The sequence below is a fragment of the Ruegeria sp. YTSB088 genome (genome assembly GCF_059609825.1).
Genome location: NZ_JBXWMM010000007.1, coordinates 125568 through 151569, shown reverse-complemented (window position 1 = coordinate 151569; position 26002 = coordinate 125568). Strand labels below are relative to the sequence as shown.

At 57.8% G+C, this 26002-nt stretch carries 30 protein-coding genes; 16 read left to right on the top strand and 14 right to left on the bottom strand.

Annotation, left to right across the window (positions count from 1 at the left end):
• The first annotated feature begins 95 nt into the window (after nt 1-95).
• From AC2FFA_RS13095 to AC2FFA_RS13085, 3 genes are all read left to right on the top strand, one after another.
• Nucleotides 96-1742, top strand: coding sequence for an electron transfer flavoprotein-ubiquinone oxidoreductase (locus AC2FFA_RS13095; RefSeq protein WP_496851937.1), 1647 nt, complete (start codon nt 96-98; stop codon nt 1740-1742).
• A gap of 103 nt (nt 1743-1845) precedes the next feature.
• Complete coding sequence (locus AC2FFA_RS13090; RefSeq protein ID WP_496851936.1) at nt 1846-3558, top strand: tetratricopeptide repeat protein; 1713 nt, start codon at nt 1846-1848, stop codon at nt 3556-3558.
• Nucleotides 3548-4369, top strand: a complete 822-nt coding sequence (locus tag AC2FFA_RS13085; protein WP_496851935.1) for a 4-(cytidine 5'-diphospho)-2-C-methyl-D-erythritol kinase — start codon at nt 3548-3550, stop codon at nt 4367-4369. Before AC2FFA_RS13090 ends, AC2FFA_RS13085 begins: the two co-directional genes overlap by 11 nt.
• Here AC2FFA_RS13085 and AC2FFA_RS13080 read toward each other — a convergent pair.
• Nucleotides 4362-5360 carry a polyprenyl synthetase family protein gene (locus tag AC2FFA_RS13080; protein ID WP_496851934.1) on the bottom strand — a complete coding sequence of 333 codons (999 nt, stop codon included), beginning with the start codon at nt 5358-5360 and terminating at the stop codon, nt 4362-4364. The genes AC2FFA_RS13085 and AC2FFA_RS13080 overlap by 8 nt on opposite strands.
• Before the next feature lie 56 nt (nt 5361-5416).
• On the opposite strand from AC2FFA_RS13080, the gene AC2FFA_RS13075 reads away from it, so the two are divergent.
• The 3 genes from AC2FFA_RS13075 (at nt 5417) to AC2FFA_RS13065 (ending at nt 6688) form a co-directional block, all read left to right on the top strand.
• Nucleotides 5417-5632, top strand: a complete 216-nt coding sequence (locus AC2FFA_RS13075) for a putative signal transducing protein (RefSeq protein ID WP_117870413.1) — start codon at nt 5417-5419, stop codon at nt 5630-5632.
• Nucleotides 5629-6393, top strand: a complete 765-nt coding sequence (locus AC2FFA_RS13070; protein ID WP_496851933.1) for a tRNA1(Val) (adenine(37)-N6)-methyltransferase — start codon at nt 5629-5631, stop codon at nt 6391-6393. Before AC2FFA_RS13075 ends, AC2FFA_RS13070 begins: the two co-directional genes overlap by 4 nt.
• Nucleotides 6394-6523: 130 nt before the next feature.
• Nucleotides 6524-6688, top strand: a complete 165-nt coding sequence (locus AC2FFA_RS13065; protein WP_083445267.1) for a YdcH family protein — start codon at nt 6524-6526, stop codon at nt 6686-6688.
• On the opposite strand, the gene yddG is transcribed toward AC2FFA_RS13065, so the two are convergent.
• From yddG to AC2FFA_RS13010, 11 genes are all read right to left on the bottom strand, one after another.
• Nucleotides 6685-7551, bottom strand: coding sequence for an aromatic amino acid exporter YddG (yddG, locus tag AC2FFA_RS13060; RefSeq protein WP_496851932.1), 867 nt, complete (start codon nt 7549-7551; stop codon nt 6685-6687). The two genes, AC2FFA_RS13065 and yddG, sit on opposite strands and share 4 nt — an antisense overlap.
• Entirely contained in the window at nt 7548-8495 is a 948-nt protein-coding gene (locus tag AC2FFA_RS13055) for a transcriptional regulator GcvA (protein ID WP_496851931.1), read from the bottom strand. The genes yddG and AC2FFA_RS13055 overlap by 4 nt, the downstream gene beginning before the upstream one ends.
• Nucleotides 8496-8793: 298 nt before the next feature.
• Complete coding sequence (gene phbB, locus AC2FFA_RS13050) at nt 8794-9516, bottom strand: acetoacetyl-CoA reductase (RefSeq protein ID WP_117870405.1); 723 nt, start codon at nt 9514-9516, stop codon at nt 8794-8796.
• 186 nt (nt 9517-9702) lie between these two features.
• Nucleotides 9703-10878, bottom strand: a complete 1176-nt coding sequence (locus AC2FFA_RS13045; protein ID WP_117870403.1) for an acetyl-CoA C-acetyltransferase — start codon at nt 10876-10878, stop codon at nt 9703-9705.
• A 190-nt stretch (nt 10879-11068) separates the two neighbouring features.
• Nucleotides 11069-11902 carry an EAL domain-containing protein gene (locus AC2FFA_RS13040; protein WP_496851930.1) on the bottom strand — a complete coding sequence of 278 codons (834 nt, stop codon included), beginning with the start codon at nt 11900-11902 and terminating at the stop codon, nt 11069-11071.
• A 103-nt stretch (nt 11903-12005) separates the two neighbouring features.
• Entirely contained in the window at nt 12006-12194 is a 189-nt protein-coding gene (locus AC2FFA_RS13035) for a hypothetical protein (protein WP_117870399.1), read from the bottom strand.
• 93 nt (nt 12195-12287) lie between these two features.
• Complete coding sequence (locus AC2FFA_RS13030; protein WP_299899184.1) at nt 12288-13259, bottom strand: sterol desaturase family protein; 972 nt, start codon at nt 13257-13259, stop codon at nt 12288-12290.
• Nucleotides 13256-13642 carry a hypothetical protein gene (locus tag AC2FFA_RS13025; RefSeq protein ID WP_117870395.1) on the bottom strand — a complete coding sequence of 129 codons (387 nt, stop codon included), beginning with the start codon at nt 13640-13642 and terminating at the stop codon, nt 13256-13258. The genes AC2FFA_RS13030 and AC2FFA_RS13025 overlap by 4 nt, the downstream gene beginning before the upstream one ends.
• A gap of 59 nt (nt 13643-13701) precedes the next feature.
• A complete protein-coding gene (locus AC2FFA_RS13020; protein WP_496717967.1) occupies nt 13702-14031 on the bottom strand; it encodes a hypothetical protein in 330 nt (109 codons plus the stop codon).
• A gap of 84 nt (nt 14032-14115) precedes the next feature.
• Nucleotides 14116-14484, bottom strand: a complete 369-nt coding sequence (locus tag AC2FFA_RS13015) for a hypothetical protein (RefSeq protein ID WP_299899179.1) — start codon at nt 14482-14484, stop codon at nt 14116-14118.
• Between the two features lie 64 nt (nt 14485-14548).
• Nucleotides 14549-15115 (bottom strand): TlpA disulfide reductase family protein, encoded by a 567-nt coding sequence (locus AC2FFA_RS13010; protein ID WP_496717970.1) that lies wholly within the window; start codon nt 15113-15115, stop codon nt 14549-14551.
• Nucleotides 15116-15136: 21 nt separating this feature from the next.
• Here AC2FFA_RS13010 and argH point away from each other — a divergent pair, with 21 nt between their 5' ends.
• The 5 genes from argH (at nt 15137) to AC2FFA_RS12985 (ending at nt 20874) form a co-directional block, all read left to right on the top strand.
• Nucleotides 15137-16525, top strand: coding sequence for an argininosuccinate lyase (gene argH / locus AC2FFA_RS13005; RefSeq protein WP_496851929.1), 1389 nt, complete (start codon nt 15137-15139; stop codon nt 16523-16525).
• Entirely contained in the window at nt 16507-16722 is a 216-nt protein-coding gene (locus tag AC2FFA_RS13000) for an argininosuccinate lyase (RefSeq protein ID WP_371415277.1), read from the top strand. The genes argH and AC2FFA_RS13000 overlap by 19 nt, the downstream gene beginning before the upstream one ends.
• An 87-nt stretch (nt 16723-16809) precedes the next feature.
• Entirely contained in the window at nt 16810-16965 is a 156-nt protein-coding gene (locus tag AC2FFA_RS12995) for a hypothetical protein (RefSeq protein ID WP_162896828.1), read from the top strand.
• A gap of 62 nt (nt 16966-17027) precedes the next feature.
• On the top strand, nt 17028-18293 hold the full coding sequence (lysA, locus tag AC2FFA_RS12990; RefSeq protein WP_496851928.1) for a diaminopimelate decarboxylase: 1266 nt from the start codon (nt 17028-17030) through the stop codon (nt 18291-18293).
• Nucleotides 18294-18330: 37 nt separating this feature from the next.
• Entirely contained in the window at nt 18331-20874 is a 2544-nt protein-coding gene (locus AC2FFA_RS12985; protein ID WP_496851927.1) for a TIGR02302 family protein, read from the top strand.
• Between the two features lie 3 nt (nt 20875-20877).
• Here the strand turns inward: AC2FFA_RS12985 and AC2FFA_RS12980 are convergent, their stop codons facing one another.
• On the bottom strand, nt 20878-21618 hold the full coding sequence (locus AC2FFA_RS12980) for a zinc-ribbon domain-containing protein (protein WP_496851926.1): 741 nt from the start codon (nt 21616-21618) through the stop codon (nt 20878-20880).
• A 182-nt stretch (nt 21619-21800) separates the two neighbouring features.
• Here AC2FFA_RS12980 and AC2FFA_RS12975 point away from each other — a divergent pair, with 182 nt between their 5' ends.
• Genes AC2FFA_RS12975 through AC2FFA_RS12960 form a run of 4 tightly spaced genes read left to right on the top strand, consistent with a single transcriptional unit; the run spans nt 21801 to nt 24706 of the window.
• A complete protein-coding gene (locus AC2FFA_RS12975; protein ID WP_496852031.1) occupies nt 21801-22478 on the top strand; it encodes a cell division ATP-binding protein FtsE in 678 nt (225 codons plus the stop codon).
• Nucleotides 22475-23374, top strand: a complete 900-nt coding sequence (locus tag AC2FFA_RS12970; RefSeq protein WP_496851925.1) for a cell division protein FtsX — start codon at nt 22475-22477, stop codon at nt 23372-23374. Before AC2FFA_RS12975 ends, AC2FFA_RS12970 begins: the two co-directional genes overlap by 4 nt.
• The gene (locus tag AC2FFA_RS12965) at nt 23374-24114 is read left to right on the top strand and encodes a lysophospholipid acyltransferase family protein (RefSeq protein ID WP_496851924.1); all 741 of its coding nucleotides are present in this window, start codon (nt 23374-23376) and stop codon (nt 24112-24114) included. Before AC2FFA_RS12970 ends, AC2FFA_RS12965 begins: the two co-directional genes overlap by 1 nt.
• The gene (locus AC2FFA_RS12960; protein ID WP_496672345.1) at nt 24101-24706 is read left to right on the top strand and encodes a pyridoxamine 5'-phosphate oxidase family protein; all 606 of its coding nucleotides are present in this window, start codon (nt 24101-24103) and stop codon (nt 24704-24706) included. Before AC2FFA_RS12965 ends, AC2FFA_RS12960 begins: the two co-directional genes overlap by 14 nt.
• A 20-nt stretch (nt 24707-24726) precedes the next feature.
• On the opposite strand, the gene AC2FFA_RS12955 is transcribed toward AC2FFA_RS12960, so the two are convergent.
• Nucleotides 24727-25320: an NAD(P)H-dependent oxidoreductase gene (locus tag AC2FFA_RS12955; RefSeq protein WP_299899163.1), complete on the bottom strand. Its 594-nt coding sequence runs from the start codon at nt 25318-25320 to the stop codon at nt 24727-24729.
• Between the two features lie 100 nt (nt 25321-25420).
• Here AC2FFA_RS12955 and AC2FFA_RS12950 point away from each other — a divergent pair, with 100 nt between their 5' ends.
• Entirely contained in the window at nt 25421-25999 is a 579-nt protein-coding gene (locus tag AC2FFA_RS12950) for a TetR/AcrR family transcriptional regulator (protein ID WP_299899161.1), read from the top strand.
• The last annotated feature ends 3 nt before the right edge of the window (nt 26000-26002 follow it).

The window sequence follows — 26002 nt, the reverse complement described above, 5'->3', positions numbered from 1 at the left end:
CAATGTCTTTGAGACCATGTAATCAGCCGTGAAACAAAATTGCGCAGATCATGCGGTGACAGCGCCAATTCGGAAAGTTAGCTAGGGAGCCCGCGATGGCCGAGATTGAACGCGAAGCGATGGAATATGACGTGGTGATCGTGGGTGCAGGTCCTGCGGGCCTGTCTGCGGCCATCCGTTTGAAACAGCTGGATGCCGACCTGAACGTTGTGGTTCTGGAAAAAGGTTCGGAGGTTGGCGCGCATATCCTGTCGGGCGCGGTTCTCGACCCGTGTGGTCTGGATGCTCTGATCCCGGACTGGAAGGAAAAAGGCGCGCCGCTGAATGTACCGGTCAAGGACGACAAGTTCTACATGCTGGGAGAGGCGGGTCAGGTCCGTATCCCGAACTTCCCGATGCCGCCCCTGATGCACAACCACGGCAACTACATCGTGTCGATGGGCAATGTCTGCCGCTGGATGGCCGAACAGGCCGAGGAACTGGGTGTCGAGATCTTCCCGGGCATGGCGTGCTCGGAAATGGTCTATGGCGAAAATGGCGAGGTCAAAGGCGTGGTTGCCGGTGTCTTCGGTCTGGAACCAGACGGTTCCTATGGCCCCAACACCGAACCGGGGATGGAGCTGCACGGCAAATATGTGTTCCTGTCGGAAGGCGTCCGGGGTTCTCTTTCCAAGGAAGTGATTGCCAAATACGATCTGTCTGCCGGCAAAGAGCCGCAGAAATACGGTGTCGGCATGAAAGAGATCTGGGAGATCGACCCGGCCAAGCACAAGGAAGGCAGCGTCACGCACACAATGGGCTGGCCGTTGGGCAGCAACGCAGGCGGCGGTTCGTTCATTTACCATCTTGAAAACAATCAAGTTTATGTCGGCTTCGTTGTTCACCTGAACTACAAGAACCCGCACCTGTATCCCTACATGGAATTCCAGCGGTTCAAGCACCACCCGATGGTTGCTGATCTGCTGAAAGGCGGCAAGCGCGTCGCTTACGGTGCTCGTGCGATCACCGAGGGTGGTTATCAGTCTATGCCCAAGCTGGTTGCGCCGGGCGTGGCTCTGTTGGGCTGTTCGGCAGGCATGGTCAACGTGCCGCGCATTAAGGGCAACCACAACGCGATGTTGTCGGGCAAAGCGGCGGCTGAAGCGGCGTTTGACGCCATCAAGGCCGAGCGTTCGGGCGATGAACTGACGGCTTACGAGACTGAAGTTCGTAATGGTGCGATTGGTTCCGACCTGAAAAAGGTTCGCAATGTCAAGCCGATGTGGTCGAAGTGGGGCCTGACCGCCAGCCTGATGTTGGGTGGTCTGGACATGTGGACCAACACATTTGGCTTTTCACTGTTCGGTACGCTGGGTCACGGCAAAAACGATGCATTATCGACCGAAGAAGCCAGTAAGCACCAGCCAATCGATTATCCGAAGCCGGATGGAACGCTGTCTTTCGATCGCTTGACGAATGTGTCGTTCGCAGCGACCAACCACGAGGAAAGCCAGCCTTGCCATTTGCGTCTGACCGATCCTGATATCCCGGTAAAGGTCAACCTGCCCAAGTTCGACGAACCGGCGCAGCGTTATTGCCCGGCAGGTGTATATGAGATGGTCGAAGACGAAGACGGTCCGCGATTCGTGATCAATTTCCAGAACTGTGTTCACTGCAAAACCTGCGACATCAAGGATCCCAGTCAGAACATCACCTGGACCACACCGCAGGGCGGTGACGGACCAAACTATCCGAACATGTAAGCAAAAAACGGGCAATGGCAGCGTCATGAAGGCTCTGCCATTGCCTCTTGCCTGCCGAAGCCCTAGCTTAACCTTCAGTCAACGATAGCAAGGCAGGATTTCGGTGGTTTCCCTGGTTCGTCGCGCGGCTTTGTCCGTGCTTCTCATGTCGTCGGTCGCAGTCCCGGCCTATTCGGAATCGAGTGCCGGATCATATCTGGCCGGGCGACAGGCGATTTACGAAAGCGACTATTCTGCCGCTGAACGGTACTACGCTCAGGCCCTCAGGTTTGATCCCCAAAATGCGCTGCTGCTGGAAAGTGTTGTAGTTGCCCGCATCGCTTTGGGGGAAGTGGCCCGCGCGCTGCCTGTCGCCCAGCAGATCGAGAAAGCCAACTTGCCCAGCCAGGCTGCGCGGATGGTGATATCGGTCAATTTGATTGCCCAGGGAAAATTTGACGAACTACTGGCCCGTGACCCTGAAACACAGGGTGTCGGTCCTCTTGTTGATGGCCTGATGATCGCCTGGGCTTATCTGGGACAAGGTGAGATGACGAAGGCGATGGATCAGTTCGATTCTGTCGCCACTCAGGATGGCCTCAGGGAATTCGCGCTTTATCACAAGGCGATGGCATTGGCGTCTATCGGTGATTTCGAAGGCGCAGAGGCGATACTTGCGGACAATGATGGAACGGTTGCCCGGTTCTCGCGTCGGGCTGCGTTGGCCCGCACCGAGATTTTGTCGCAGCTTGATCGCAACGAGGACGCCATTCAGTTTCTGGACGAGGTGTTTGTGGCAGGCAGTGACCCGACCATCGAGACCTATTTGAGCCAATTGGAAGCAGGAGAAACCTTGCCGTTCACTCATGTCCGATCCGCTCAGGACGGCATGGCCGAAATATACTTTACCGTCGGTGCCGCGTTGAACAGCGAAGCTTCAGCCGACTATGTTCTGCTGTACACACGCTTGGCCAGTTTCCTGCGGCCCGATCATGTGGACGCCATTTTGCTGAGTGCAGATCTGCTGGAAAACTTGCAGCAATATGATTTGGCGGTTGAGGCGTACCGTCTGGTCCCAGCGGACAGCAACGATCACCACGCGGCCGAATTGGGCCGGGCCGAAGTTTTGGACCGTTCTGGAAAAACCGATGCCGCCGTCGAAGTGTTGCAAAACCTGGCTGCGCAAAACCCCGACTTGCCGGGTGTGCACGTCGCTTTGGCAGACCTGCAGCGGCGACAGGAAAACTATGCGGCCGCGGTGGCTTCTTACGACACTGCGATTGCCCTGACGGATAGTGCAGCGGGTGGGAACTGGTTCCTGCATTACGCGCGTGGAATCAGCCATGAAAGGCTGAAGCGCTGGGATCAGGCCGAAGCTGATTTCCGCCGGGCGCTGGAGCTGAACCCGGATCAGCCCCAAGTTCTGAACTATCTGGGTTATTCGCTGGTTGAGCGCAAAGAAAAGCTGGACGAAGCGCTGGACATGATCGAACGCGCTGTAGCTGCTCGTCCGGACAGCGGCTACATCGTGGACAGTCTGGGTTGGGTTCTGTTCCGTCTGGGGCGTTACGACGAGGCCGTCGAACACATGGAGCGTGCGGTTGAGCTGATGCCGGTCGATCCGGTGGTCAATGATCATCTGGGTGACGTCTATTGGGCTGTCGGGCGCGCACGTGAGGCCGAGTTCCAGTGGAGCCGCGCCTTGTCCTTTATCGACCCGGAAGATGCTGATGGCGAAGCTGATCCCGATCGCATCCGGCGCAAGATCGAAGTCGGGCTGGATGCCGTCTTGGCCGAAGAAGGTTCGGAGCCATTGAAAGTCGCCAATGGAAATTAAGGCGTTTGCGCCCGCCAAGATCAACCTGACCCTACATGTCACAGGCCGTCGTGAGGACGGTTATCACCTGTTGGATTCGCTGGTGGTTTTCGCTGATCTGGGTGATCAGCTGACATTCAGACCCGGTCCAGAGCTGTCTTTGGACGTGCGTGGCGAGTTTGTCGATGGAGTACCCGCGGACCGCCGAAACCTGGTCTGGAAAGCGGCTGAGGGCGTTGGTTGGACCGGGCATATCGACCTGAGCAAATCTCTGCCGCATGGGGCGGGCATCGGGGGGGGCTCTTCGGATGCTGCCGCAACACTTGGGGCTTTGGCAGGGCAGGGTTGCGACATCCCGCCGGAGCTGCCGTTGACACTGGGGGCAGATGTACCCGTCTGCCTGAAGGGCCGGGCGATAAGAATGCAGGGCATTGGCGATCGGTTGGCGGCGGTGAACCTTCCGCACCTGCCCGCCCTTTTGGTCAACCCGAATGTACAGGTGCCGACAGGTGCCGTTTTCGACGCGCTATCGTCCAGAGAAAATCCGCCGATGCCTGAGGTTATCCCGGACTTTGCAAGCGCTGACGATTGCGCCCAGTGGCTGGGCGAACAGCGCAATGATCTGCAAGTGCCTGCCATGGGTGTTGCGCGTGAGATTGAACAGGTGCTGGACGAGCTGAACATGACCAATCGCGCTCTGGTGGCGCGCATGTCAGGGTCAGGATCAACTTGCTTTGCGCTTTATCCGACGATGAAAGATGCGCATTTCGCGGCGTATGATATCGGCGCAGCCCATCCCGATTGGTGGTGCCGTGCCACGCAGCTTAACTGAGGCGCGAAACCACGTAGTCGGCCAGTTGGCGCAGCAGATTGCGAACTTCGTGGTCAGGCAATACAGCCAAAGCGGTTTTGGCTTTATTTGCCCAACCTAAAGCATCTTGCCGGGTTTCTTCGAGCGTGGCGTATTTGTTCATCAGACCCAGGGCGTGATCCAGATCACCGTCCTGCTGCCGGCCCTTTTCAATCGTACGCTCCCAAAAGGCGCGTTCTTCCGGCGTGGCTTGCGCCACGGCTTTGATGACAGGCAGGGTCAGTTTCCGTTCACGGAAGTCATCGCCAACGTTTTTTCCGGTCGTTTTGCTGTTGCCCTGATAATCCAGCAGATCATCGGCAATCTGGAACGCGATGCCCAATGAATCGCCATAGTCGAAAAGCGCTTGGATCTGCTCTTCCGAGGCGCCTGCGATCACACCGCCCACCTCGGTTGCGGCCGAGAACAATGCCGCCGTCTTACCACGCACAACCTGTAGATAAACGTTTTCATCCGTACGCAGATCGGTTGCGGCTGTCATTTGCAGCACTTCGCCTTCGGCAATTGTTGCAGAGGCATTGGCAAGGATGTCCAGAACCCGAAGCGAACCCGTTTCGACCATAAGCTGGAAACTGCGTGAAAACAGGTAATCGCCAACCAGAACACTGGACTTGTTGTCCCACAGCAGATTGGCGGTCGGGCGGCCGCGTCGCTGCGCGCTCTCATCCACTACGTCGTCATGCAGCAGGGTGGCGGTGTGGATGAACTCGACCGTCGCCGCAAGGCGCAGGTGGTGGTCGCCGGAATAGCCAAACAGGCGTGCTGCGGCCAATGTCAGCATCGGGCGCAGGCGTTTTCCACCGGCTTCGACCAGGTGCTGCGTCACTTCCGGGATACGTGGCGCATGGTCCGACGCCATCCGCGTACGGATCAGCCCGTTCACGGCCTCCATCTCGCCCGCCAGAATTTCGGCCAGGCGCTCATGCGGTTTCGAGATCATGTCGACGGTCATCACACTCCTGATACAAGGCTCGACTTCCGCCTCGCCTTGCCCTTACATCCATCCCCATGAAAGAACTATTGCGCAGTACCGATCCGACGATCCTAGCCTTTGCATCCGCTCTCCTTGAGGGCGAGGATATAGACTGCTTTCAGATGGACGTAAATATGAGCATCCTCGAAGGCGGTATCGGAATCTTTCCCCGACGTCTAATGGTTCGGACCGAAGACCTTACCCGAGCCGAGCGCGTGATGCGCGATAACGAGATCCCGCTGGGCCGATGACGCGCTTCAAAGACAGTGAATTGACGTGCAACGATTTCCTGGGTGGTCGGGTGCGATTGCTGCAACCTGCGTCAGGTTACCGCGCCGGGGTAGACCCTGTTTTGCTGGCTGCATCCGTCCCTGCCAAGGCCGGACAGTCCGTGCTGGAGCTGGGATGCGGCGCAGGGGCTGCCATTCTGTGCCTGTCCGCGCGGGTACCGGGGCTGCAAATGGTTGGGGTCGAATTGCAGCCTGCCTATGCAGATCTGGCGCGCCGAAATTCGGAAATCAACGGCTTTGATATGGACGTGATTGAGGCAGACCTGAACGCTTTGCCTGATGACGTTCGACAGCGCCACTTTGATCACGTTATTGCGAACCCGCCCTATTACCGTGCAGGGGCGCATAGCCCCGCCTGTGACACGGGGCGGAGCATTGCCCTGGGCGAAGAGACTCCGCTGATCGACTGGATCGCCGTGGCGGCCAAACGCCTTGCCCCTCGGGGGTTTCTGCACATGATCCAAAAAGCTGATCGTCTTCCCGATATGCTGACGGCCTGTCAGGGGAAGCTGGGTTCAATCGAGGTGCTGCCGCTCAGCGCGCGGGCGGGCCGCCAGGCCGAGTTGGTCATCCTGAGCGCCCGCAAAGGGGGACGCGCGGCATTTCGCCTCCATGCGCCTTTTATTCTGCACGCAGGTGAGCGCCACGAAAAAGACGGTGAAAGCTATACCGAGGCGGTCTCTGCCGTGCTTCGGCAGGCCGCCCCTTTGCCTCGGATCTGATGCCATCGGCAATGACCAGCCGAATTTGTCGGATTTATTACAGATTCTGTGCGTCTGCAGCGTGACAGTGTGGAAACGATGTGGTCAAATTCTTACGTGACATACAGACACGTAAACAAGGAGGATCCCAATGAGCGTGAGCGCACATCTGACGGAACTGAAGAAAAAGCACGAATCTCTCGGTCTAGAAGTGGAACAAGCCCAACGCTCGCCAGGCATCGATGATCTCCACATAGCTCAGCTGAAAAAACAGAAGCTCAAGCTGAAAGAAGAGATCGAGCGCCTGTCTGCTTAAGTTTTCAGGCTTGCGCGGGCCGCTATCAAGGCCCCGCCGGTAATCAGGAAAGCCGCGATCGCAAGCCCCCAGGATGGGGCGGCGATCCCGGCCGCCACCAAAGCTAGGGTCGACAATACCGGGGCCGCATATGATGAGGTTCCGAGGATTTGTATGTCGCCTTGCTTGACACCAATATCCCAGACGTAAAACGCCAACCCGACTGGTCCAAGGCCGAGTGCCAGCACCGACGCCCAGCCCAGTGCCGTATCGGGCATTGCAGTGTCTTCCACCGCCAGGTGCAGCAGCCCCGAGGCGAGCGCAGCCGCAAGACAGAATACCGCCACGGAACTTGTCGGCGTGCCCTCCAATTTGCGCGATAGAACCGAGTAGCCCGACCATGTCAGTGCGCAGAGCAAGGCCAACGCATACCCCGGCAGGTATTGGGCCTGAAAGCCTGCACCACCGCCTCCGGCGATGATCACAGCGGCCCCGGAAAACCCAAGACAGGCGCCGATCAGGTGACCGATACGCAGATGTTCACCTGGCAAAAGTCCCGACAAAAGCACAATGAGCAGAGGCCAGAGATAAGCGATCAGCCCAGCTTCGGCAGCCGGTGCCATGCGCAGAGCTGAAAAATACAGCGCGTGATAGCCGAATAAGCCCAATGCGCCAAAAAGGTAAGTTGTCCAGGGGACCTGTTTCAAACCGCTCAGACCACCTGTTGCCGCCGCCCAGATCAGTCCAAGCGCCCCGCCGATCGAAAAACAGATCGTGTTCAGCAGCAGCGGCGGCGTGGGTGCCGACCCAACAGTGAACAACGCCAGTAAGGCCCACAGCAAGACGGCCACGAAACCTATGGCCGTTGCACGCATTTTGGTCATGGGGAGGAAACCTCTTCAATCGGAACGATTTTGAAATCATCCGATATATGCGCGGTTTTTTCAATCTCGGCCAGGAACCAATCGCGAAACGCTGCGATCTGAGGTTTGTTTTCAGCCCCCGGCAGGCAAAGAAACCGGAACCGGCCTAGGGTTTCCAGGGCCACTTTGAAAGGCGCAACCAAGCGGCCTTCGGTCAAGTCCTTGAGAATCATGGCGCGCCGCCCCAGTGCGACGCCAACCCCGGCAACAGCCGCGTCAATCGCGTGATCAGCATTAGAAAAATGTGCGCCATGGGTCGGAGTAAAGTCCATTCCCACGGCACGGAACCAGGCGGGCCAATCGCAGGGCGGAGTCAGAAAACTGATCGAATCGTCATGGATCAACGGCGCCTCTTGAAGGCTTTCCGGCGTGGTGAATTGTTCCGCAAGTTCCGGGGTCATGACAGGGGTCAGCCATTCCTTTCTGACGGGAACGGAATACAGCCCGTTATCGGCCGAATTCCCGAACCGGATGGCGACGTCCACGTCGTCTCGCTCCAGATCCATGTTGCGCAGTGTGGCCGAGAACTTCAGATCGATCTCGGGATGCGCCCGAGCAAATTCGTAGAGCCGTGGCGCCAACCACTTGGCGGTCAAAGCTGGACCTGCAGTGACGGTCAGGCTTGTGCCATCTTCCTGTCTGCGCACTGCGCGCCACGCGGATTGCAATGTGGCAAACCCTTCTGCCGCACCGGGCGCGAGGGCACGGCCCGCCTCGGTCAGTTCTACGGCGCGGTTCAGGCGGCGAAACAGCGGCCGTCCAAGGTGTTCTTCTAGCGATTTGATCTGAAAGGACAGGGCGGCTGGCGTCACATGCAGCTCTTCCGCCGCCTTCGCGAAAGACATGTGCCGGGCTGCGGCGTCAAAAGCGCGCAGCGCGGTCAGCGGTGGAAGATAGTCGCTCATAGTGAAGTAAATCTTAACTGATGATCCAAGAAAGCTCGTTTGTCTCTTTCTTTCGTAACCTTCATATTCACATCAGGTCAAATAAAACTGATTTGAAAAGGAGGCTGCCATGATCGAGATGACGACAAATCCCGCCGCCCAAATGGCGATCCTGCGCGCCCATCAAGAGCGCAGCCTGGTGGTCTGGCAGTTTTGGGGATGGGTATTCGGTTCCCGCTGATCGCAGCGCGCGCGATCTTACGGGATTACAAAGGGCCGGCCCAAAAGGACCGGCCCGCTTTTTCTTTCCAAGTCTGGATCAGACGAAGAATTGCGCACCGTTGGCCGAAATCGTCGAGCCGTTGATGAACTGCGAATCATCCGAGGCCAGGAAAACCACACAACGCGCAATTTCCTCTGGCTCACCCAGACGTCCGGCCGGGATCTGGCCGATGATGGACTCGCGCACTTTCTCAGGCACAGCCATGACCATTTCAGTTGCGATATAGCCGGGGCAGATTGCGTTGGCAGTGATGCCCGCTCGCGCGCCTTCCTGCGCCAGAGACTTCACGATGCCCAGATCGCCCGCCTTGGTCGCAGCATAGTTCACCTGAGCGAATTGGCCTTTCTGACCGTTGATCGAGCTGATGACGATGACACGACCGAACTTGCGCTCGCGCATGCCGGGCCAGACGGGGTGTACGGTGTTGAAAACACCGGTCAGGTTGGTGTCGATCACATCCTTCCACTGGTCGGGGGTCATTTTGTGGAACGGAGCATCGCGGGTGATGCCTGCGTTGGCGACAACGATATCGATGGGGCCAACCTCGGCTTCGACCTGTTCGATGCCTGCTTTGGATTCGTCGTAATCGGCGACATTCCACTTGTAGGTCTTTATACCGGTTTCTTCGGTGAATTTTGCGGCGGCTTCGTCATTCCCTGCATAGGTGGCCGCAACGTTATACCCTTCGGCTTTGAGCGCCTTGGAAATTGCTGCGCCAATGCCGCGGGAACCGCCGGTTACGAGTGCTGTTCGTGCCATTTATGACTCCTTCAATTTTAGTCGTCTTGGTAATGCTGTTACTCTGAGAGATGATCGTGCGCAATATTGTTTCGTCATGAATTTCAGATTCCGGGCGGCAATATCGTCGCATCCAAGAGGTAGAACCTCAATGTAACAAAAAAGGCGCCCAACTGGGCGCCTATTTCTATTTGATTGTCAAAGCGCTTAGTCGCGCTCCACACACAGGGCAACGCCCATGCCGCCGCCGATGCACAAGGTCGCCAGACCCTTTTTTGCATCGCGACGCTTCATTTCGAACAGCAAAGTGTTCAAAACACGGCAGCCCGAAGCGCCGATCGGGTGACCGATGGCAATCGCGCCACCGTTTACGTTCACGATCGACGGATCCCAGCCCATATCCTTGTTCACGGCGCAAGCCTGTGCGGCAAAGGCTTCGTTGGCTTCTACCAGATCCAGATCGTCAACCGACCAGCCTGCTTTTTCCAGCGCTTTGCGCGACGCGTAGATCGGGCCGACACCCATGATCGATGGGTCCAGACCGGCGGTCGCGTAGGATGCAATGCGTGCCAGAGGTTCGATTCCACGCTTTTCGGCGTTTTCGGCTGACATCAGCAACGTGGCCGCAGCGCCGTCATTCAGGCCGGATGCATTGGCCGCGGTGACAGAGCCGTCCTTGGTAAAGGCCGGGCGAAGCTTAGTCATGGCCTCCATTGTTGCGCCGTGGCGAATGTATTCGTCCTTGTCCATCACGATGTCGCCCTTACGGGTCTTGATGGTGAAGGGCACGATTTCGTCTGCGAATTTTCCGGCTTTCTGAGCAGCTTCTGCCTTGTTCTGCGAGGCGACGGCGAATTCATCCTGCGTCTCGCGGCTGATCTGCCATTTTTCAGCAACGTTCTCGGCAGTCTGACCCATGTGATAGCCGTTGAAAGCATCCCACAGACCATCGCGGATCATCGTGTCGATGTATTTCATGTCGCCCATCTTGTGACCGGCGCGCAGGGCGGCAGCGTGGGGTGACAGAGACATGTTTTCCTGGCCACCTGCAGCGACGATTTCCGCGTCGCCCAACTGGATATGTTGAGCGCCCAATGCAACGGCGCGCAGGCCCGAGCCGCAAACCTGATTGATACCCCATGCGGCGCTTTCCTGTGGCAGGCCGGCATTGATATGCGCCTGACGCGCGGGGTTCTGGCCTTGGGCGGCAGTCAGAACCTGACCCATAATGGTTTCGCTGACTTCGCCTTTTTCTACTCCGGCGCGCTCGACAACTGCTTCCAGGACGGCAGCGCCCAGATCATGGGCAGGGGTGTTCGCAAACGAACCACTGAAGCTGCCGACACCTGTTCGTGCGGCGGATGCGATTACTACGTTGGTCATATGATCAGTCCTTTACCGTCATGGGCCAGCGGAATTTCTGACGGCGCAGGTCAAGAGGTGTCCTCTCGAAACAAGAGCGCCCCGTGATCCCCCGCTCAAGTACTCTTGCAATAGCGCAATGCTGCACATGCAGCAACGGGCAGCTTGTCTCAGTGTCTGAAAAGACATTAAAATGTCGGTCAAAAGGCGTTCAACTGCCTGTTTTTGATTTGTTTTCCTGCTTCCAGGGTTCCGCGACACTGGGTGCGCCAAACAAGAACCCTTGTAGGCAATCCACACCACTTGCGACCAAAAACGCGGCATCCTCCTGCGTTTCAACCGATTCGGCTGTGACCAGAATTTCAAATTCACGGGCCACCGCGATCAGGGCCCGCACCAATGTCTGGTTGTCAGGATTGTTGCTGATACCCCGCACAAACTGGCCATCGATTTTCGCCGCGTCGAACAGAAATTCGCGAAAATGGCGGAAGCTGAAGTTGCTGGCACCAAAGTCATCCAGCGCAAAAGCGATGCCGCGATCCTGCAATCGGTCCATGAAATCGACAACCAGCTCAGGTACCTGCATGGCCGAGCTTTCGGAAATCTCGAGAATCAACCGTTCGCCCAAGCCGGCATCTCGTTTCAAAAACCTGTCCAGTATTCTGGACCAGTTGGAATAACCGATTGAGCGAGCAGACATGTTGATCGACAGACGAATATCCGGGTTCTTTGCCAAAGTACGCAGCCCGAGTTCCAGCGCCACGCAGTCGAGTTCGCGGCCGATAGGCGTGTTTTCAACCTGAGGCATGAACTCGCGCGCCGGGATGACGCGACCGGTTTCGTCCAGAACCCGAATGAATCCTTCGTAAAACGCGACGCCACGTGGGGCGTGCGCTTGGATCACGGGCTGAAAGGCCAGCTTGCACTGCTTATGCTTCACTGCATCGGTTGCCATCTGCACGACCGAGCGATCCCGTGTCGAAACTGCCGCGTTCAACGGGCTGTCCGACCCCTCAGGCAGATGTGCCAGTCTTTTGTTTCCCATACGCGCGGATTCCCATGTGACCGGGACAGGTGTCCGGTCACAATCTCGGGGCAAAGAGATGAATCTGGAGTTAAGGGTTCAGAAAAAAATCTGCGGCACGGTCTCAGCGGGCGGATTGCCACGCACGCGCCAGTGAAGCTGCTGCACCAAGTATCGCGCCCATTGCGCCAAGGGCCATCATTGCAAAACCAAGCGCAATCAGGGTTGCAACAGCGCCGCCAAGGGCTGCGAGCATGGCAATCATCAAGCCGAACAACCCAACAAAGGTTGAAATGGTTGCCAAACGGTTCATGCCGACCCTCGCTCACTCTTACACTACGCCTATCGACCGATATGGCGCACAAAGACCAGATTTCAAGGTACAAGCAGGCTTTAGTCAGCAGGTTCAGGCCTTTTCTGCTTGTCCGCTGGGCAACTTTCGGTCCAGATTCTCAAAACCGGGCGTTCCGCGATCTTCTGGATGGCGCGTCAGATGCTTGGCCTTGATCTGTTCCGAATTATCCCGGCTGCCATCGTGGCTGTACCCCGGTGGGGCGAAGCAATAGGCCAACCGCTGGCGCAGGGTCAGCCCGGGCTGCGTGGCATCGTTCCAGATGCCGACCCATTCGTGAAACGCAACGCGCAGCGGGTTGAACGTGCCGATATTGTGAACCAACCCGTAATCTACCCGGTCGTTTTCCTGTTCTGGCACAAAAGTGCCAAACATCTTGTCCCAGATGATGAACACCCCGGCATAGTTGCAATCCAGATAGCGCGCGTTGCGGCCATGATGGGCGCGGTGATGGCTGGGCGTGTTCATTACTGCCTCGAACCAGCGGGGCATCTTGCCGATGGCTTCGGTGTGAATCCAGAACTGATAGATCAGATTGAGGCCACCGACGAACAAAACCATCGCCGGATGGAACCCAAGCAGGATCAGTGGAGCGCGTACGACCATCATGAAGGTGAATGTATAGGTCCATGTCTGCCGCAGTGCGGTCGTTAGGTTATAGTGCTGTGAGCTGTGATGGTTTACGTGGCTGGCCCAGACCCAGCGGATGCGATGGCCAAAGCGGTGGACCCAGTAATAACGCAGATCATCCAGGACAAAGCACAGGATGATAACGGGAATTGATGTACCCAGGTTCATCGGAGTGATCTGCCACAGCCACATGAAAAACGCATAGGCGATAAAGCCCAGCAAAAAGCCCGACGCGATGTTTCCAGCGCCCATTATCAATGAGGTCACCGCATCGCGTGTTTCATAACGCCCGCCTTTGCCTTTGACTGCGATCCACAGAAACTCGGCCAGAATCGCTGCGATGAAAAAAGGAACGGCCCATTGTACCGCATCGGGAAAACTAATCTGGTTTGTCATGCGGGCTCCATCAGGTAACGCCAGTGATGGCGTTCGAATTCGTCCAGTCGGATGAGTGTTTTGGGTGCCGAGAATTCGTGAAACAGAATCTCATAACCTTCCGGATGATCCAGAAGGTCATAATCCAGCAGATGCCGGGCAACGGTGTCGGCCCCGAAGGACCAAAGCAACCCATTGCCCGTACTGGTGCGCACCACCGCGGCGTGGCCATCATGGGAAACCGTGACGTCGACCACATCATCGTCCGGAAAGTGACGTGCCCATTGTGAGCGTGCCGTGTCGGGCGTCAGCATCACCTGCTGCGACCTGCCGGTGAGATGCAATAACAGGGTGACGCCAGCTATGCCGCCGACGACCAGCGCCAATAGAATTTCAAGTGGCATTCCATCCTCCTGAGCGTAGAGTGCAAAGGAGCTGAAACTCTGTCAAAGGTGGCGTGACGTCAGCTGTTTTCCAGCCGTTCCAGTATCTCGTGTTGCACCACACGTTCGACGAAAGGTACCAGCCCCTCGGGGCCGGATGCCCGGTCCTTCAGGTGGATGCAGATATCCGGGCGGCGGGCGGCAATTATGCCCACCATTTCACCGCGGATCGTGTCGTCAAGTCCCGCGCCCAACATGGCGCAGGCAATCCGGGGCTCGGCATCCAGCTGTTTTCGAACCTCGTCGGTGTCATGTGCACCCAGCCACTCTATCGGCAGGTGATCCAGTTGCCGCGCCACATCTCCGATCACATTTGGCAACCGTCCGATCAGCAGTACGACGGGTTTCATCATTGCCTCCATTCCAAACAATATGCCTGCCCTGCCCGGCAGGGCAGGAACAGTATACCATGAGATTGATTGGGGGTGATGCCTTTAGTTGTTGATCGAATAAATGGTTGTTTTGCCCTTGCCTTTTTCACGGGTCATTCGGGCAGTGTCCCCGTCAGTTTCCCAAAGCTGACAATCCGTGCCCAGTGCCTTGCCGTCCAATACCCCGTTTCGGCACCAGAATTTTTTGTTCCAGACCCAGGTTCCACTGAACTTTTTCCCGCTTTTGAGTTTGGCTGAAATCGTGCCATCGGCATTCGCGACAAAAACATTGCCTTGTTCGTCGGTCAGCTTTTTTCCAACAATATCTGAATTGAACTGCTTTGCGGTCTTGACCCGTTTGTAGTCGGCATGTGCGGCGCCAGCGATTGCCAATGTGCCTGCAACAGCAAGGAATAGAATCGTATGTTTCATAAAAAAACCTCCCACTCTTAATACGTGGGAGGATACCACAACTCCGCGAATTTTTCTAAATGCGTTAACTTTCAGCGCCAACGAGCGTCGAGATAATCGCCTTCGCACTGTCCGAGTTCCATTCCGCGTCGCCGATCAGCCGGGCGATTTCCTGCCCTTCGGGGTTCAGGATGACTGTGATCGGCAACGCGATCACGCCAAACTCACGCGCAGCTGCCGAACTGGGGTCTTGATGACGGGGCAGGTTGGCGATGCCGTTTTCTTCAAAGAACTTTTTGATACCGGCAGGTGAATTGCGACCCGTGGCCAACGTCAGAACCTGAAACTTGTCGCCGCCGAATTCTTCCTGAAGCTCGGCAATCTGAGGCATTTCCTTGCGGCAGGGCGCACACCAGGTGGCCCAGAAATTCAGCAACACATACTTGCCCTCGTAATCAGCAAGTGTTCCGACACCGCTGTCATCTTCCAGCTGAAACTCAATCAGTTTGGCCGGTTTGGGCTCTTTATGCAGGATCAGGCGTTTCAGGCTGTCTTCCCGCAGAGGGGCGAGCGTCTCGGCATCGGTCGCCAAAGCGGCGTTTGCACCCAGCGCAAGGGCCATATAAAGGGGGATCAGACGAAATAGGCGCATATCAACTCCGGGTTTTCTTACATGACCGATCAATCCTCGAACCAGATGTGGGGCGGCCGCTTTGCCGCCGGTCCAGACGCGATCATGGAGGCAATCAACGCCTCGATCGGGTTCGATCAGCGGATGGCAGCCCAGGACATCGCAGGCTCGCGCGCCCATGCGGCCATGTTGGCTGCCACAGGCGTCATAAGTGATAGTGACGCTGAAGCCATTCGGGAAGGGCTGCTCACCGTTTTGTCAGAAATCCAGAACGGAGAGTTTCAGTTTTCGACTGCGCTGGAAGACATCCACATGAATGTCGAGGCGCGCCTGAAAGAGATCATCAGTGAGCCCGCAGGCCGTTTGCACACAGGCCGGTCGCGCAACGATCAGGTCGCAACCGATTTCAAGCTGTGGGTCCGCGATCAGCTGGACGCGGCTGAATCCGGCCTGTTGGCCCTGATCCGCGCGCTTTTGGCGCAGGCCGAGGCCGGGGCCGATTGGGTCATGCCGGGTTTTACCCACCTGCAAACGGCGCAGCCGGTGACATGGGGCCATCACATGATGGCCTATGTCGAGATGTTTGGCCGTGATTTGTCCCGCGTTCGTGACGCCCGCGCCCGGATGAACGAATCCCCGCTGGGCGCAGCTGCGCTGGCTGGCACGTCGTTTCCGATCGACCGTCATATGACAGCTGAGGCGCTGGGCTTTGACCGCCCCGCTGCCAACTCGCTGGACGCCGTTAGCGACCGGGATTTCGCGCTGGAGTTCCTGTCGGTGGCCTCGATCTGCGCCATTCACCTGTCGCGCTTTGCCGAAGAGCTGGTGATCTGGTCCTCGGCGCAATTCCGCTTTGTCACGTTGTCAGATCGCTTCTCGACCGGATCATCGATCATGCCGCAGAAAAAGAACCCCGACGCGGCCGAACTGATTCGCGCCAAGGTGGGACGGATTTTTGGGGCCAACACGGCGCTGATGATGGTGATGAAGGGCCTGCCGCTGGCCTATTCAAAGGACATGCAGGAAGACAAGGAACAGGTCTTTGACGCCGCCGACAACTGGATGCTGGCGCTGGCCGCGATGGAAGGCATGATCAAGGACATGACCGCCAACCGCGCCAGCCTAGCCGCTGCGGCGGGTTCGGGTTTCTCGACGGCGACCGATCTGGCCGACTGGTTGGTGCGCGTACTGGGCCTGCCGTTCCGTGATGCGCATCATGTGACTGGATCTCTGGTGGCAATGGCCGAGAACAAGGGCTGTGACCTGCCGGATCTGTCGCTGGATGACATGCAGTCGGTCCATGCCGAGATCACAAAGGACGTCTACTCTGTCCTTGGTGTCGATAATTCTGTAAACTCACGCCAGTCCTATGGTGGCACGGCCCCGGATCAGGTCCGTGCTCAGGTTGAACGATGGAAGGCAATCGTGTGATGACCGCGCTGCGTGCGAGCTTGTTTATAGTTTTCGGCCTGATACTGGCCGGATGCGGAGCCGATGGCGAGCCCGTTCAGCCCGCGCCCGCACAGCCAACTGTCAGTGCGACAGTTGGGGTTGGCTCAAGCGGAGCGTATGTTGGCGGCGGTGTGGGTCTGAGCCGTGGACCGCTGGGTATTTACCTGGGATTCTGAGCCACTTTCATATTGCGCATCGGTTTTTGATCTACCAACGCGAGGTGGCATGTCGATGCGCGTGTCATCCAAAGAAAAGATACTGAAATGAGAACACTAGGACTGTTTCTGGTATTTGCGGTTTTGACGGCTTGCGAACCTACATCGGCAAGACGCCCGGAACCTGCGGCCGAACCGAAGCAATCGGGCACCGGAGTTTCGATCTCGGGCTATGGCCGGGTTGGAGTTTCAACCCGAAATTAAACCTGGTCGATGGGTTCGGAATCCATTGATTCGAAGCCATCTTCTGGTCTAAGCGCGCAGGTATGGATCATTTTCTCTACCGCGACGGCGCGCTTTTCGCCGAGGATGTCCCTGTCTCCGAAATCGCTGCTGCGGTCGGAACGCCGTTCTATGTCTATTCCACCGCAACCTTGCTGCGGCATTTCCAGCTGTTTGACGATGCGCTTGACGGCACGGACCACCTTGTCTGCTACGCGATGAAAGCGGCCAGCAATCAGGCGATCCTGAAGACCCTGGCGCAGGCAGGCGCGGGGATGGACGTGGTCTCGGGCGGTGAGTACCTGCGGGCCAAGGCGGCGGGAGTTCCGGGAGAAAAAATCGTGTTCTCGGGTGTAGGTAAAACGGCGGAAGAGATACGTACGGCGCTGACCGGCGGCATTCGTCAGTTCAACGTCGAATCCGAGCCCGAGATGGAAGTGATCAACGCCATTGCACTGGAATTGGGTGTGGTTGCTCCGATCACTGTCCGGGTGAATCCTGATGTGGATGCCAAGACCCATGCCAAGATTGCGACCGGCAAGTCCGAGAACAAGTTTGGAATACCGATTTCCCGCGCCTCGGAAGTCTATGCGCATGCGGCCAGCCTGCCCGGGCTGGAGGTGATCGGCATCGACGTCCACATAGGCTCGCAACTGACCGAACTGGAGCCGTTCGAGCTAGCCTACACGAAAGTGGCCGAACTGACCGAGCAGTTGCGGGCTGAAGGCCACAACATCCGCCGTCTTGATCTGGGCGGTGGATTGGGGATTCCTTATACCCGCTCGAATGACGCGCCGCCGCTGCCGGTGGAATATGGCGCTTTGATCAAGAAGACACTGGGCCATCTGGGCTGTGAGATCGAGATAGAGCCGGGTCGCCTGATCGCAGGCAATGCAGGGCTGATGGTCAGCAAGGTGGTCTATGTGAAGTCGGGCGAAGGCCGTGACTTCCTGATTGTCGACGCCGCCATGAATGACCTGATCCGTCCGGCAATGTACGAAGCGCATCACGATATTGTCGCGGTACAGGAGCCGGCGGCAGGCGTGGAACAGCAAGCCTATGACATCGTCGGCCCGGTTTGCGAATCCGGTGACACTTTTGCCAAGCAGCGCAACATGCCGCCGCTGAAATCGAGAGACCTAATCGCCTTCCGCAGCGCGGGTGCCTATGGCGCGGTGATGGCCAGCGAGTACAATACCCGCCCGCTGATCCCCGAGGTTCTGGTCAATGGCGATCAATTTGCAGTCATTCGTGAACGCCCAAGCTTTGACGAAATCATAAACCGCGATACCATACCTACGTGGCTTTGACGCGATAACCGCGCGGGCCAAACCCCGGAGGCCCGTCTTGTCCGACCGTTCCAACCTGCCCATTCCGCGCCTGTCCCTGTGGCTGACCCATGTCGGCATGGTGGCCGAACAGGTGCTGCGCGCATTCTGGCCGGTGTTCTCGATTGTACTGGTTCTGCTTGCGGCGTTGATGCTGGGGCCGCAAGATCACGTTTCGGTGGAAATCGTCTGGGGTGCCGGTGCGCTGGCGTTTTTGTCGCTTTTGGTGGCGGTTGCTCTAGGCCTGCGAAAGTTCAATCTACCCTCTCGTGTGGACGCTCTGATACGTCTGGATGAGACCCTTCCAGGCCGGCCGATTCAGGCCTTGATGGATGATCAGGCCATCGGTGCGGCCGATCGGGATTCCGTGGCGCTATGGCAAGCGCATAAAGCCCGGATGGCGCAACGGGTCGCGACGGCCGAGCCTGTCAAACCAGACCTTCGGTTGGCATCGCGAGATCCGTATGCGCTGCGCTACGCGGCATTGCTGGCTTTTGTCGTAGCGCTGGTTTTCGGCTCTTTGTGGCGCGTGGGGTCGGTGGTGGATATGGCACCGGGTACTGCAGCCGCCGGGCAAGGACCGACTTGGGAAGGATGGGTTGAACCACCCCGTTACACGGGCCTTCCGACGCTGTACCTCGCGGATCAAACGGACGCGGAGCTTTCCGTGCCCAAAGGCAGCCGCATTACCTTACGGCTTTACGGTGAGGTTGGCGCACATAGCCTGACCGAAAACAGCTCGGCCCTGGGCGTCGAAGCTGCGACCGACCCAGAGCAGGAATTCGTGGCCGAACGCTCTGGTCAATTGCGCATCGACGGGCCTTCGGGGCGGGAATGGGCCGTTGATATCATTGACGACACGGCACCACAGATAGCCGTGGCCGGATCGGCTGAGGCCGAGGCGGGCGGGCAGATGAAGCTGCCATTCGTCGCAGGAGATGACTATGGTGTGGTTTCAGGTTCAGCCCGGATTGAACTGGATCTGGCTGCCGTTGATCGCCGTTATGGTCTGGCAGCAGAGCCCGAACCACGGGAAGCGATCGAGATTGAACTGCCGATGCCGATCACGGGCGACCGGGCGGACTTTGCCGAAGATCTGATCGAGGACTTCTCGCAACACCCCTGGGCGCATTTGCCGGTCCGGATCACTTTGATGGCTACGGACGCGGCGGATCAGCAATCTTCCTCCGAACCATATGTGACCGACCTGCCGGCCCGAAGGTTTTTTGATCCGTTGGCTGCTGCGGTGGTCGAACAACGGCGTGATCTGCTCTGGTCGCGCTCCAACGCGCCTCGCATCGCGCAACTACTGCGGGCTGTATCTCATCTGCCAGAGGACCTGTTTCGTTCGGACACTGCCTATTTGCGCTTGAGGGTCGTACTGCGGCGGCTTGAGACCTTTGATCAATACGGGTTGAAACCTGAACAGCAGGCAGAGATCGCTCAGGCTCTCTGGGATCTTGCCGTGTTGATCGAGGATGGCACGCTGGCGGATGCGCTGGAACGAATGCGCCGCGCGCAGGAACGTCTGACCGAAGCGATGCAGAACGGGGCCAGCGACGAAGAAATCGCGGAACTGATGCAGGAATTGCGCGAAGCGACGCAGGATTACCTCCAGCAGTTGCAGCGGCTGGCTCAGCCCAATGGCGAAGATGGCGAGCGTCAGCCCGGCCAGAACGGCGAATCCCTGCAAATGACGCAGGATGACCTGCAACGAATGATGGACCGCATTCAGGAACTTATGGAACAGGGCCGGATGGCCGAAGCCCAGCAGGCATTGGAAGAGTTCCAGCAGATGATGGAAAACATGCGTGTGACCCAGGGACAGGGTCAGGGCCAGCAGTCCGAGGGTCAGCAGGCCATGGAAGGATTGGCGGAAACCCTGCGCGAACAGCAAGGTCTTAGCGATCAGGCCTTCCGTGATTTGCAGGAACAGTTCAACCCCGGCGCCCAATCCGGTGAAAGCCAGGGCAATGAGGGGCGCAACGGAGGGCAGGGCCGGGGGCAAAGCCACGAAGGTCAGGGCGGTCAGGGGGAAGGCTCGGATCAGGCAGGCGAAGGCCAGCAGGGTCAAGGTTCACTTGCGGATCGTCAGCAGGCTCTGAGAGATGAGCTGGGCCGCCAGCAACAGGGGCTGCCCGGCGCAGGCACACCCGAAGGCGACGCCGCGCGTGAGGCGCTGGACCGGGCTGGGCGTGCGATGGACGAGGCGGAACAAGCCCTGCGCGGTGACGATCTGGCGGAAGCCATCGATCAGCAATCCGAAGCCATGGAAGCGTTGCGTGAAGGCATGCGGTCGCTGGGCGAGGCGATGGCGCAGAACCAGCAAAACCAACCGGGTCAGGGAACGCAGGATGGCGATATGCAAGCCAATAACCGCGATCCACTGGGCCGAAACCCGGGTGCCGCCGGTTCGATTTCAACGGATGAGAATCTGCTGCAAGGCGAAGACGTGTACCGCCGGGCGCGGGAACTGCTGGATGAAATCCGACGCAGAACCGGGGAATCGGACCGCCCCCAGATCGAACTGGAATACCTGAAACGTTTGTTGGAGCGTTTCTAGACCTTAGTTCTGAGTGCCCGACCCAACCTGTGCTTCAAGCCAGATTCGCGCCTGATCCACAAGTGACACATATGAACTGAGCAACGGTTCGGTCTGGGGGATCACCTCGCTGATCTGTTGGGCATTTCCATAGATCAGATACAGAATCACGCCGATGATCAGCATCAGCGCAAAACCGCGTAAGAACCCTCCCGATTTGCGCGGTGTTTGCGCGGCCTCTTCCGGCTCATCTGATCGCATAGAGGAATTGATTGCCTCGACATCCGGTAACGCGTCTTTCTGCCCGGCATCAATTGCGGTTTCCGAAGCCGAAGGCCGTTTGGGTCGCACCTTGGGCTCTGGCGGCGTATCCAGTCCCAGATCGGGCTGGCTCTCAAGGCTACTGCCTTCTTGCGACCGAAGTTCCGCTTCGCGAGCAGCTTCTTCTTTCAGAATGCTGGCAACGGAAGGATCGACATTTCCGGTGGACGCAACGGGTTCGTCAACTTCGGGCTCATCTTCGGATACCACCTCTTCAACAGGTTCCGGTTCTGCATCCTGCTGAGCTTCGACCACGTCGGACGATGCGTCATCCGGTTCAGGCCCTTCTGCTTTGTCGTCTGGTGTGCTTGCGGGCTCCGTGGGGTGCTTCGCTTGAAACCAGGTCTGATCGCAGTTGGAACACTGCACGTCGCGGCCTTCCTCGGGGATGACCTCGTCAGGAACCTCGTACTGCGCACTGCAATTCGGACATGTAAGACGCATGCTGCCTCCTCAGCCGGGTGAAGGGCCGATAATAGTTTTTTCAGGAATGATATTCCGTTAAGACCCAACAGCAAAGAGCGTTTTCGGTTTCACGGGTCAAGTGTCACCAATTGGACTCGGTAGAGCCATTGAAACCAAGACCATGCTCGGGCAAGAAGAGCGGCAAAATAATGGGGGCACGTGTGATCGAGCTGGAAAATGTCAGCTACACCTACGGTGGCGGTGAGTTGCTGAGCGATGTCTCGGTGCAATTGCAGCCGGGTTCGTTTCACTTTCTGACCGGGCCTTCCGGGACGGGTAAGACCACGCTGCTCAAGCTGTGTTATGGCGCCTTGCTACCAACTTCGGGGCGGTTGAGCGTGTTTGATCAGGATATTTCAGCCCTTGATCGCGACCAGCTGGCGGTACTGCGCCGCCGCGTGGGTGTCGTGCATCAGGATTGTCAGTTCCTTGACCACATGACGCTCGCCGAAAACGTCGCGTTGCCACTGATGGTGTCCGGGCGCGCGGGATCATCCGAGCAGGACAACCTGAGCGAACTGCTCAGCTGGGTGGGTCTTGGAGCCAGGCTTGAAGCCCGTCCACCCGAACTGTCCGGAGGCGAACGCCAAAGGGCTGCTCTGGCGCGCGCCGTTATCCTTTCGCCTGATGTGGTTTTGGCGGATGAGCCCACAGGCAACGTTGACTGGGAGATGTCGCAACGGCTGCTGCGTCTTCTGATTGAGTTGAATCGGATGGGCAAAACCGTCCTGATCGCAACCCATGACCTGAGCCTGATCCGCGCGGCCAAAAGCCAGGTGCAGGCGCGTGTCTTGCGTATTTCGCAGCGCAAGCTGCAACTGGCGGGGGCGGATCTATGATCAGCCCTGACCTGCGAAATCTGTTGCGTGGCGACAAGCGGGCAGACCGGGTTGTTCCCCCAACGGGATACACGGCGCACCTGACCCTGTTTGTCGCGGGTGCGATGGCGTTTCTTGCAGTATTCGCTTTGGCCCTGTCTCTGGCGTCGGGGCGCATTGCAGATCGTTGGGCTTCGGAGCTGGCCGGAGCCGCAACCCTGCGCATCAACGCGTCCGCGGAACAGCGCGCAGCCCAGACCGAGGCTGCGTTGACGGTTCTTAGCCAAACGCCCGGCGTGGCCTCGGCCCGTGCTTTGACGCAGGAAGAGCTGGCGGCGTTGCTTGCCCCGTGGTTCGGGCCGGATCTGCCGCTGGATACGCTGCCCGTGCCGCAACTTATCGAGATCATTGAAACCGAACCGGGCATTGATGTGGCCGGGTTGCGTTTGCGGTTGGGGGCAGAGGTGCCGGGCGCCGTACTGGATGATCATTCGCGATGGCGGGAACCTCTGGTTGATGCGGCGATGTCCCTGCGTCGTCTGGGGTGGATTTCGATCCTGCTGATCGGCGGTGCGACCGCGGCCATGATTACCCTTGCCGCCAATGCCTCGCTTGCCGCCAATGCCCAGATCATCGAAGTGCTGCGTCTGGTCGGCGCACGCGACGGGTTCATAGCGGGGGCATTCGTAAGGCGGTTCACATATCGCGCGTTTTTCGGGGCTTCGGTCGGTACATTGCTGGGGATGACATGTGTTCTGTTGTTGCCCGAAGCCTCGGACACAGGCGGTTTTCTGACCGGCATGGGCTTTCAGGGCAAAGACTGGGTGTTGCCGGTACTTATCCCGATCCTTGGTGCCATGGTCGCGTTTTTTGCCACCTGGGCTGCGGCCCGACGCAAATTGAAGGAGCTTTCCTGATGTTGATGGCTGTTCAATGGGTCCGGTCGTTGATCTTCATGATCGTGATCTACGCCTGGATGCTGATCCTTGGCATTGTTTTCCTGCCCTACGCGCTGTTTTCCAAGGCTGGCGCCCTGAAGGCGTGCAAGACCTACGCGCGCAGTACGATGTGGCTGGCCCGCTGGATGGTTGGCATCCGGTGTGAAGTGCGAGGTACAGCCCCAACGAATGAGGTGGTCATAGCGGCAAAACACCAGTCATTTCTTGATATCATCATGATTTTCGATGCCATTCCGCACGGCAAGTTCATTATGAAGCGTGAGCTCTTGTTTACGCCCGTCATTGGCATGTATGCACGACGTCTCGGCTGCATTCCGGTCAATCGTGGCAAGCGCGGTGCCGCCGTGGCCAAGATGGTCAAGGATGTATCGAAGGAGTTCTCGGAACCCGGTCAGCTTGTGATTTACCCGCAAGGAACACGCGTGGCGCCCGGTGCAAAGAAGCCCTACAAGGTTGGAACCGCGGTTCTTTACGAAGGGCTCGGTTTTCCCTGCGTTCCGGTCGCAACGAATGCCGGCGTCTTCTGGCCCCGCACAGGTGTCATGCGCATACCGGGCCTTGCGATCGTGGATTTCCTGGACCCGATCGAGCCGGGTGTTGGTCGGGACGACTTCCTTGCCCGGCTGGAAGAGGTGATCGAAACACGTTCTAACGAGTTGATGCGGGAAGTGGGGTTTGATCCGGATGGAGCACATTAGTGACATTGAAACGCTTGAAGCGTTGTATGGTCGGCCCGGCGCGCCGTCCTTGCGAAAGGTCGTTCGTCAACTGACGCCTCTCTATCGCAAGTGGATTCTCGCATCACGCCTCTGTGTGCTCAGCACCGTTGGTCCTGAAGGTGTGGATGGCAGCCCTCGGGGTGATGATGGCCCGGTGGTGAAAGAGTTGGATGAGAATACGCTGGCGCTACCGGACTGGCGCGGCAACAACCGTCTGGACAGTCTGCGCAATATCGTACGCGACCCACGTGTTTCGCTCATGTTCTTTGTTCCGGGGTCCAACAACGTCGTTCGGGTGAATGGGTTGGCGTTTGTAACGGTCGATGAGGGGCTGCGACATCAATTTGAAAAGGGCGGCAAACGCCCGGCGACTGTTATCGTCGTTAAAATCGCTGAGATTTACAGCCAATGTGCCCGTGCTCTGATCCGGGCGCGTATCTGGTCCAGCGGTGATGAAAGCGGCAATCTTCCCACGATAGGTCAGCTTCTGTCCGAGGCATCAGGTGGTGCGGAAGGCGGCGCGCAATATGACGAGGAATGGTCTGCACGCGCCGCAAAAACGATGTGGTAGATCTGGGTGGCGGCAGTGGTTCAAACCGCAGCGGCTCCGATCCTGGATACTTTTTCAATCCAGCGATCAACGTTGCCGGGCTTGGGATAGCTTGCGCCAGCAAAATAGGTGAACCGCGTTGGTTTGAAGCCGACGAACCCAAGGATCTGGTCCCGTACCTGACGGATAAGCGCCTGCCGGTATATCAGGCGCATGAACCATCCCGGCGTGTCTGAGGTCAGGATCACGCGTGCAGTACGCCCAGTCAGCATGGGCGCCGGGAACCCGATCTTTGTCGTATTCCGGGTGTCGAAAGTCCGCCCGGGGATGAATGTCCGGTCGATCAGTCCCTTGAGTTTTGCGGGAAGGCCGCCCCACCACATCGGTGTGGTCAGAACCAGATGGTCGCTCCACTCAAAGTCTTGCAGCACTTGTTCCAGAACCGGCTCAAGCGGTTTGAAATCGTGGTAATTGCCCTGACCGAAATCAAAATCGAACTGCAGGTCGCTCAGATGGACCAACCGGACGTCATGGCCCTTTTTACGGGCGGCGTCTCCATACGTTTCGGCGAATATTCGTGACAGGCTGCTTTCTGCGGGGTGTCCGTCAAGGATGAGGATTTTCTTCGATTGCATTGTGATTCTCCTGAAAATGACCGTGGTCAGTTTTTAGGCAAAAAAATGACCACGGTCAATATAAATTTGACCACGGTCAAAAATTGTGCAATTGAGCGGTATGCAAAAGACGATCCAGAAACGTACGATCAAGACCCGCGCCAAGCTTCTCTCGGCTGCCGAAGAGGTTATCCAAAATGGCGGATATGAAGCTTTGCGGGTGGAAGACGTTGTGAAGGCTGCAGGTGTTGCGAAGGGCACCTTCTTTGCGCATTTTCGCGACAAGGATGCGCTTATGGAAATTCTGATCGCGGACAAGCTGAATGCGTGTTTGGATCAGGCCGAGGCCGGAACTTCACCCAAAACTGTTGCAGAGATCATCATGGCGCTGGAGCCGGTTCACAGTTTCATGACGTCCGAGCGGTATGTATTCGATCTGTTGATCAGGTATTCCGGTGCAACGGCTGTCGCTGAGATAGGACCGGTCGCCTATTGCTTTGAGAGATATTTCCGTGTCGTGATGCTGTGGCTCGAAGCTGCAGAGGTGCGAAAGGACGTGCCATGCGAGTTATTGGCCGAAGGTGTGCAGGCTTTCGCCATTCAGGCCATGTCACTAAAGTTTTGCGCGTTGCATTCAGCGACGACATTTACAGACAGGTTGGAGACCTATCTGGATGCCTGGTTGACCCCGACAGGCTGATCG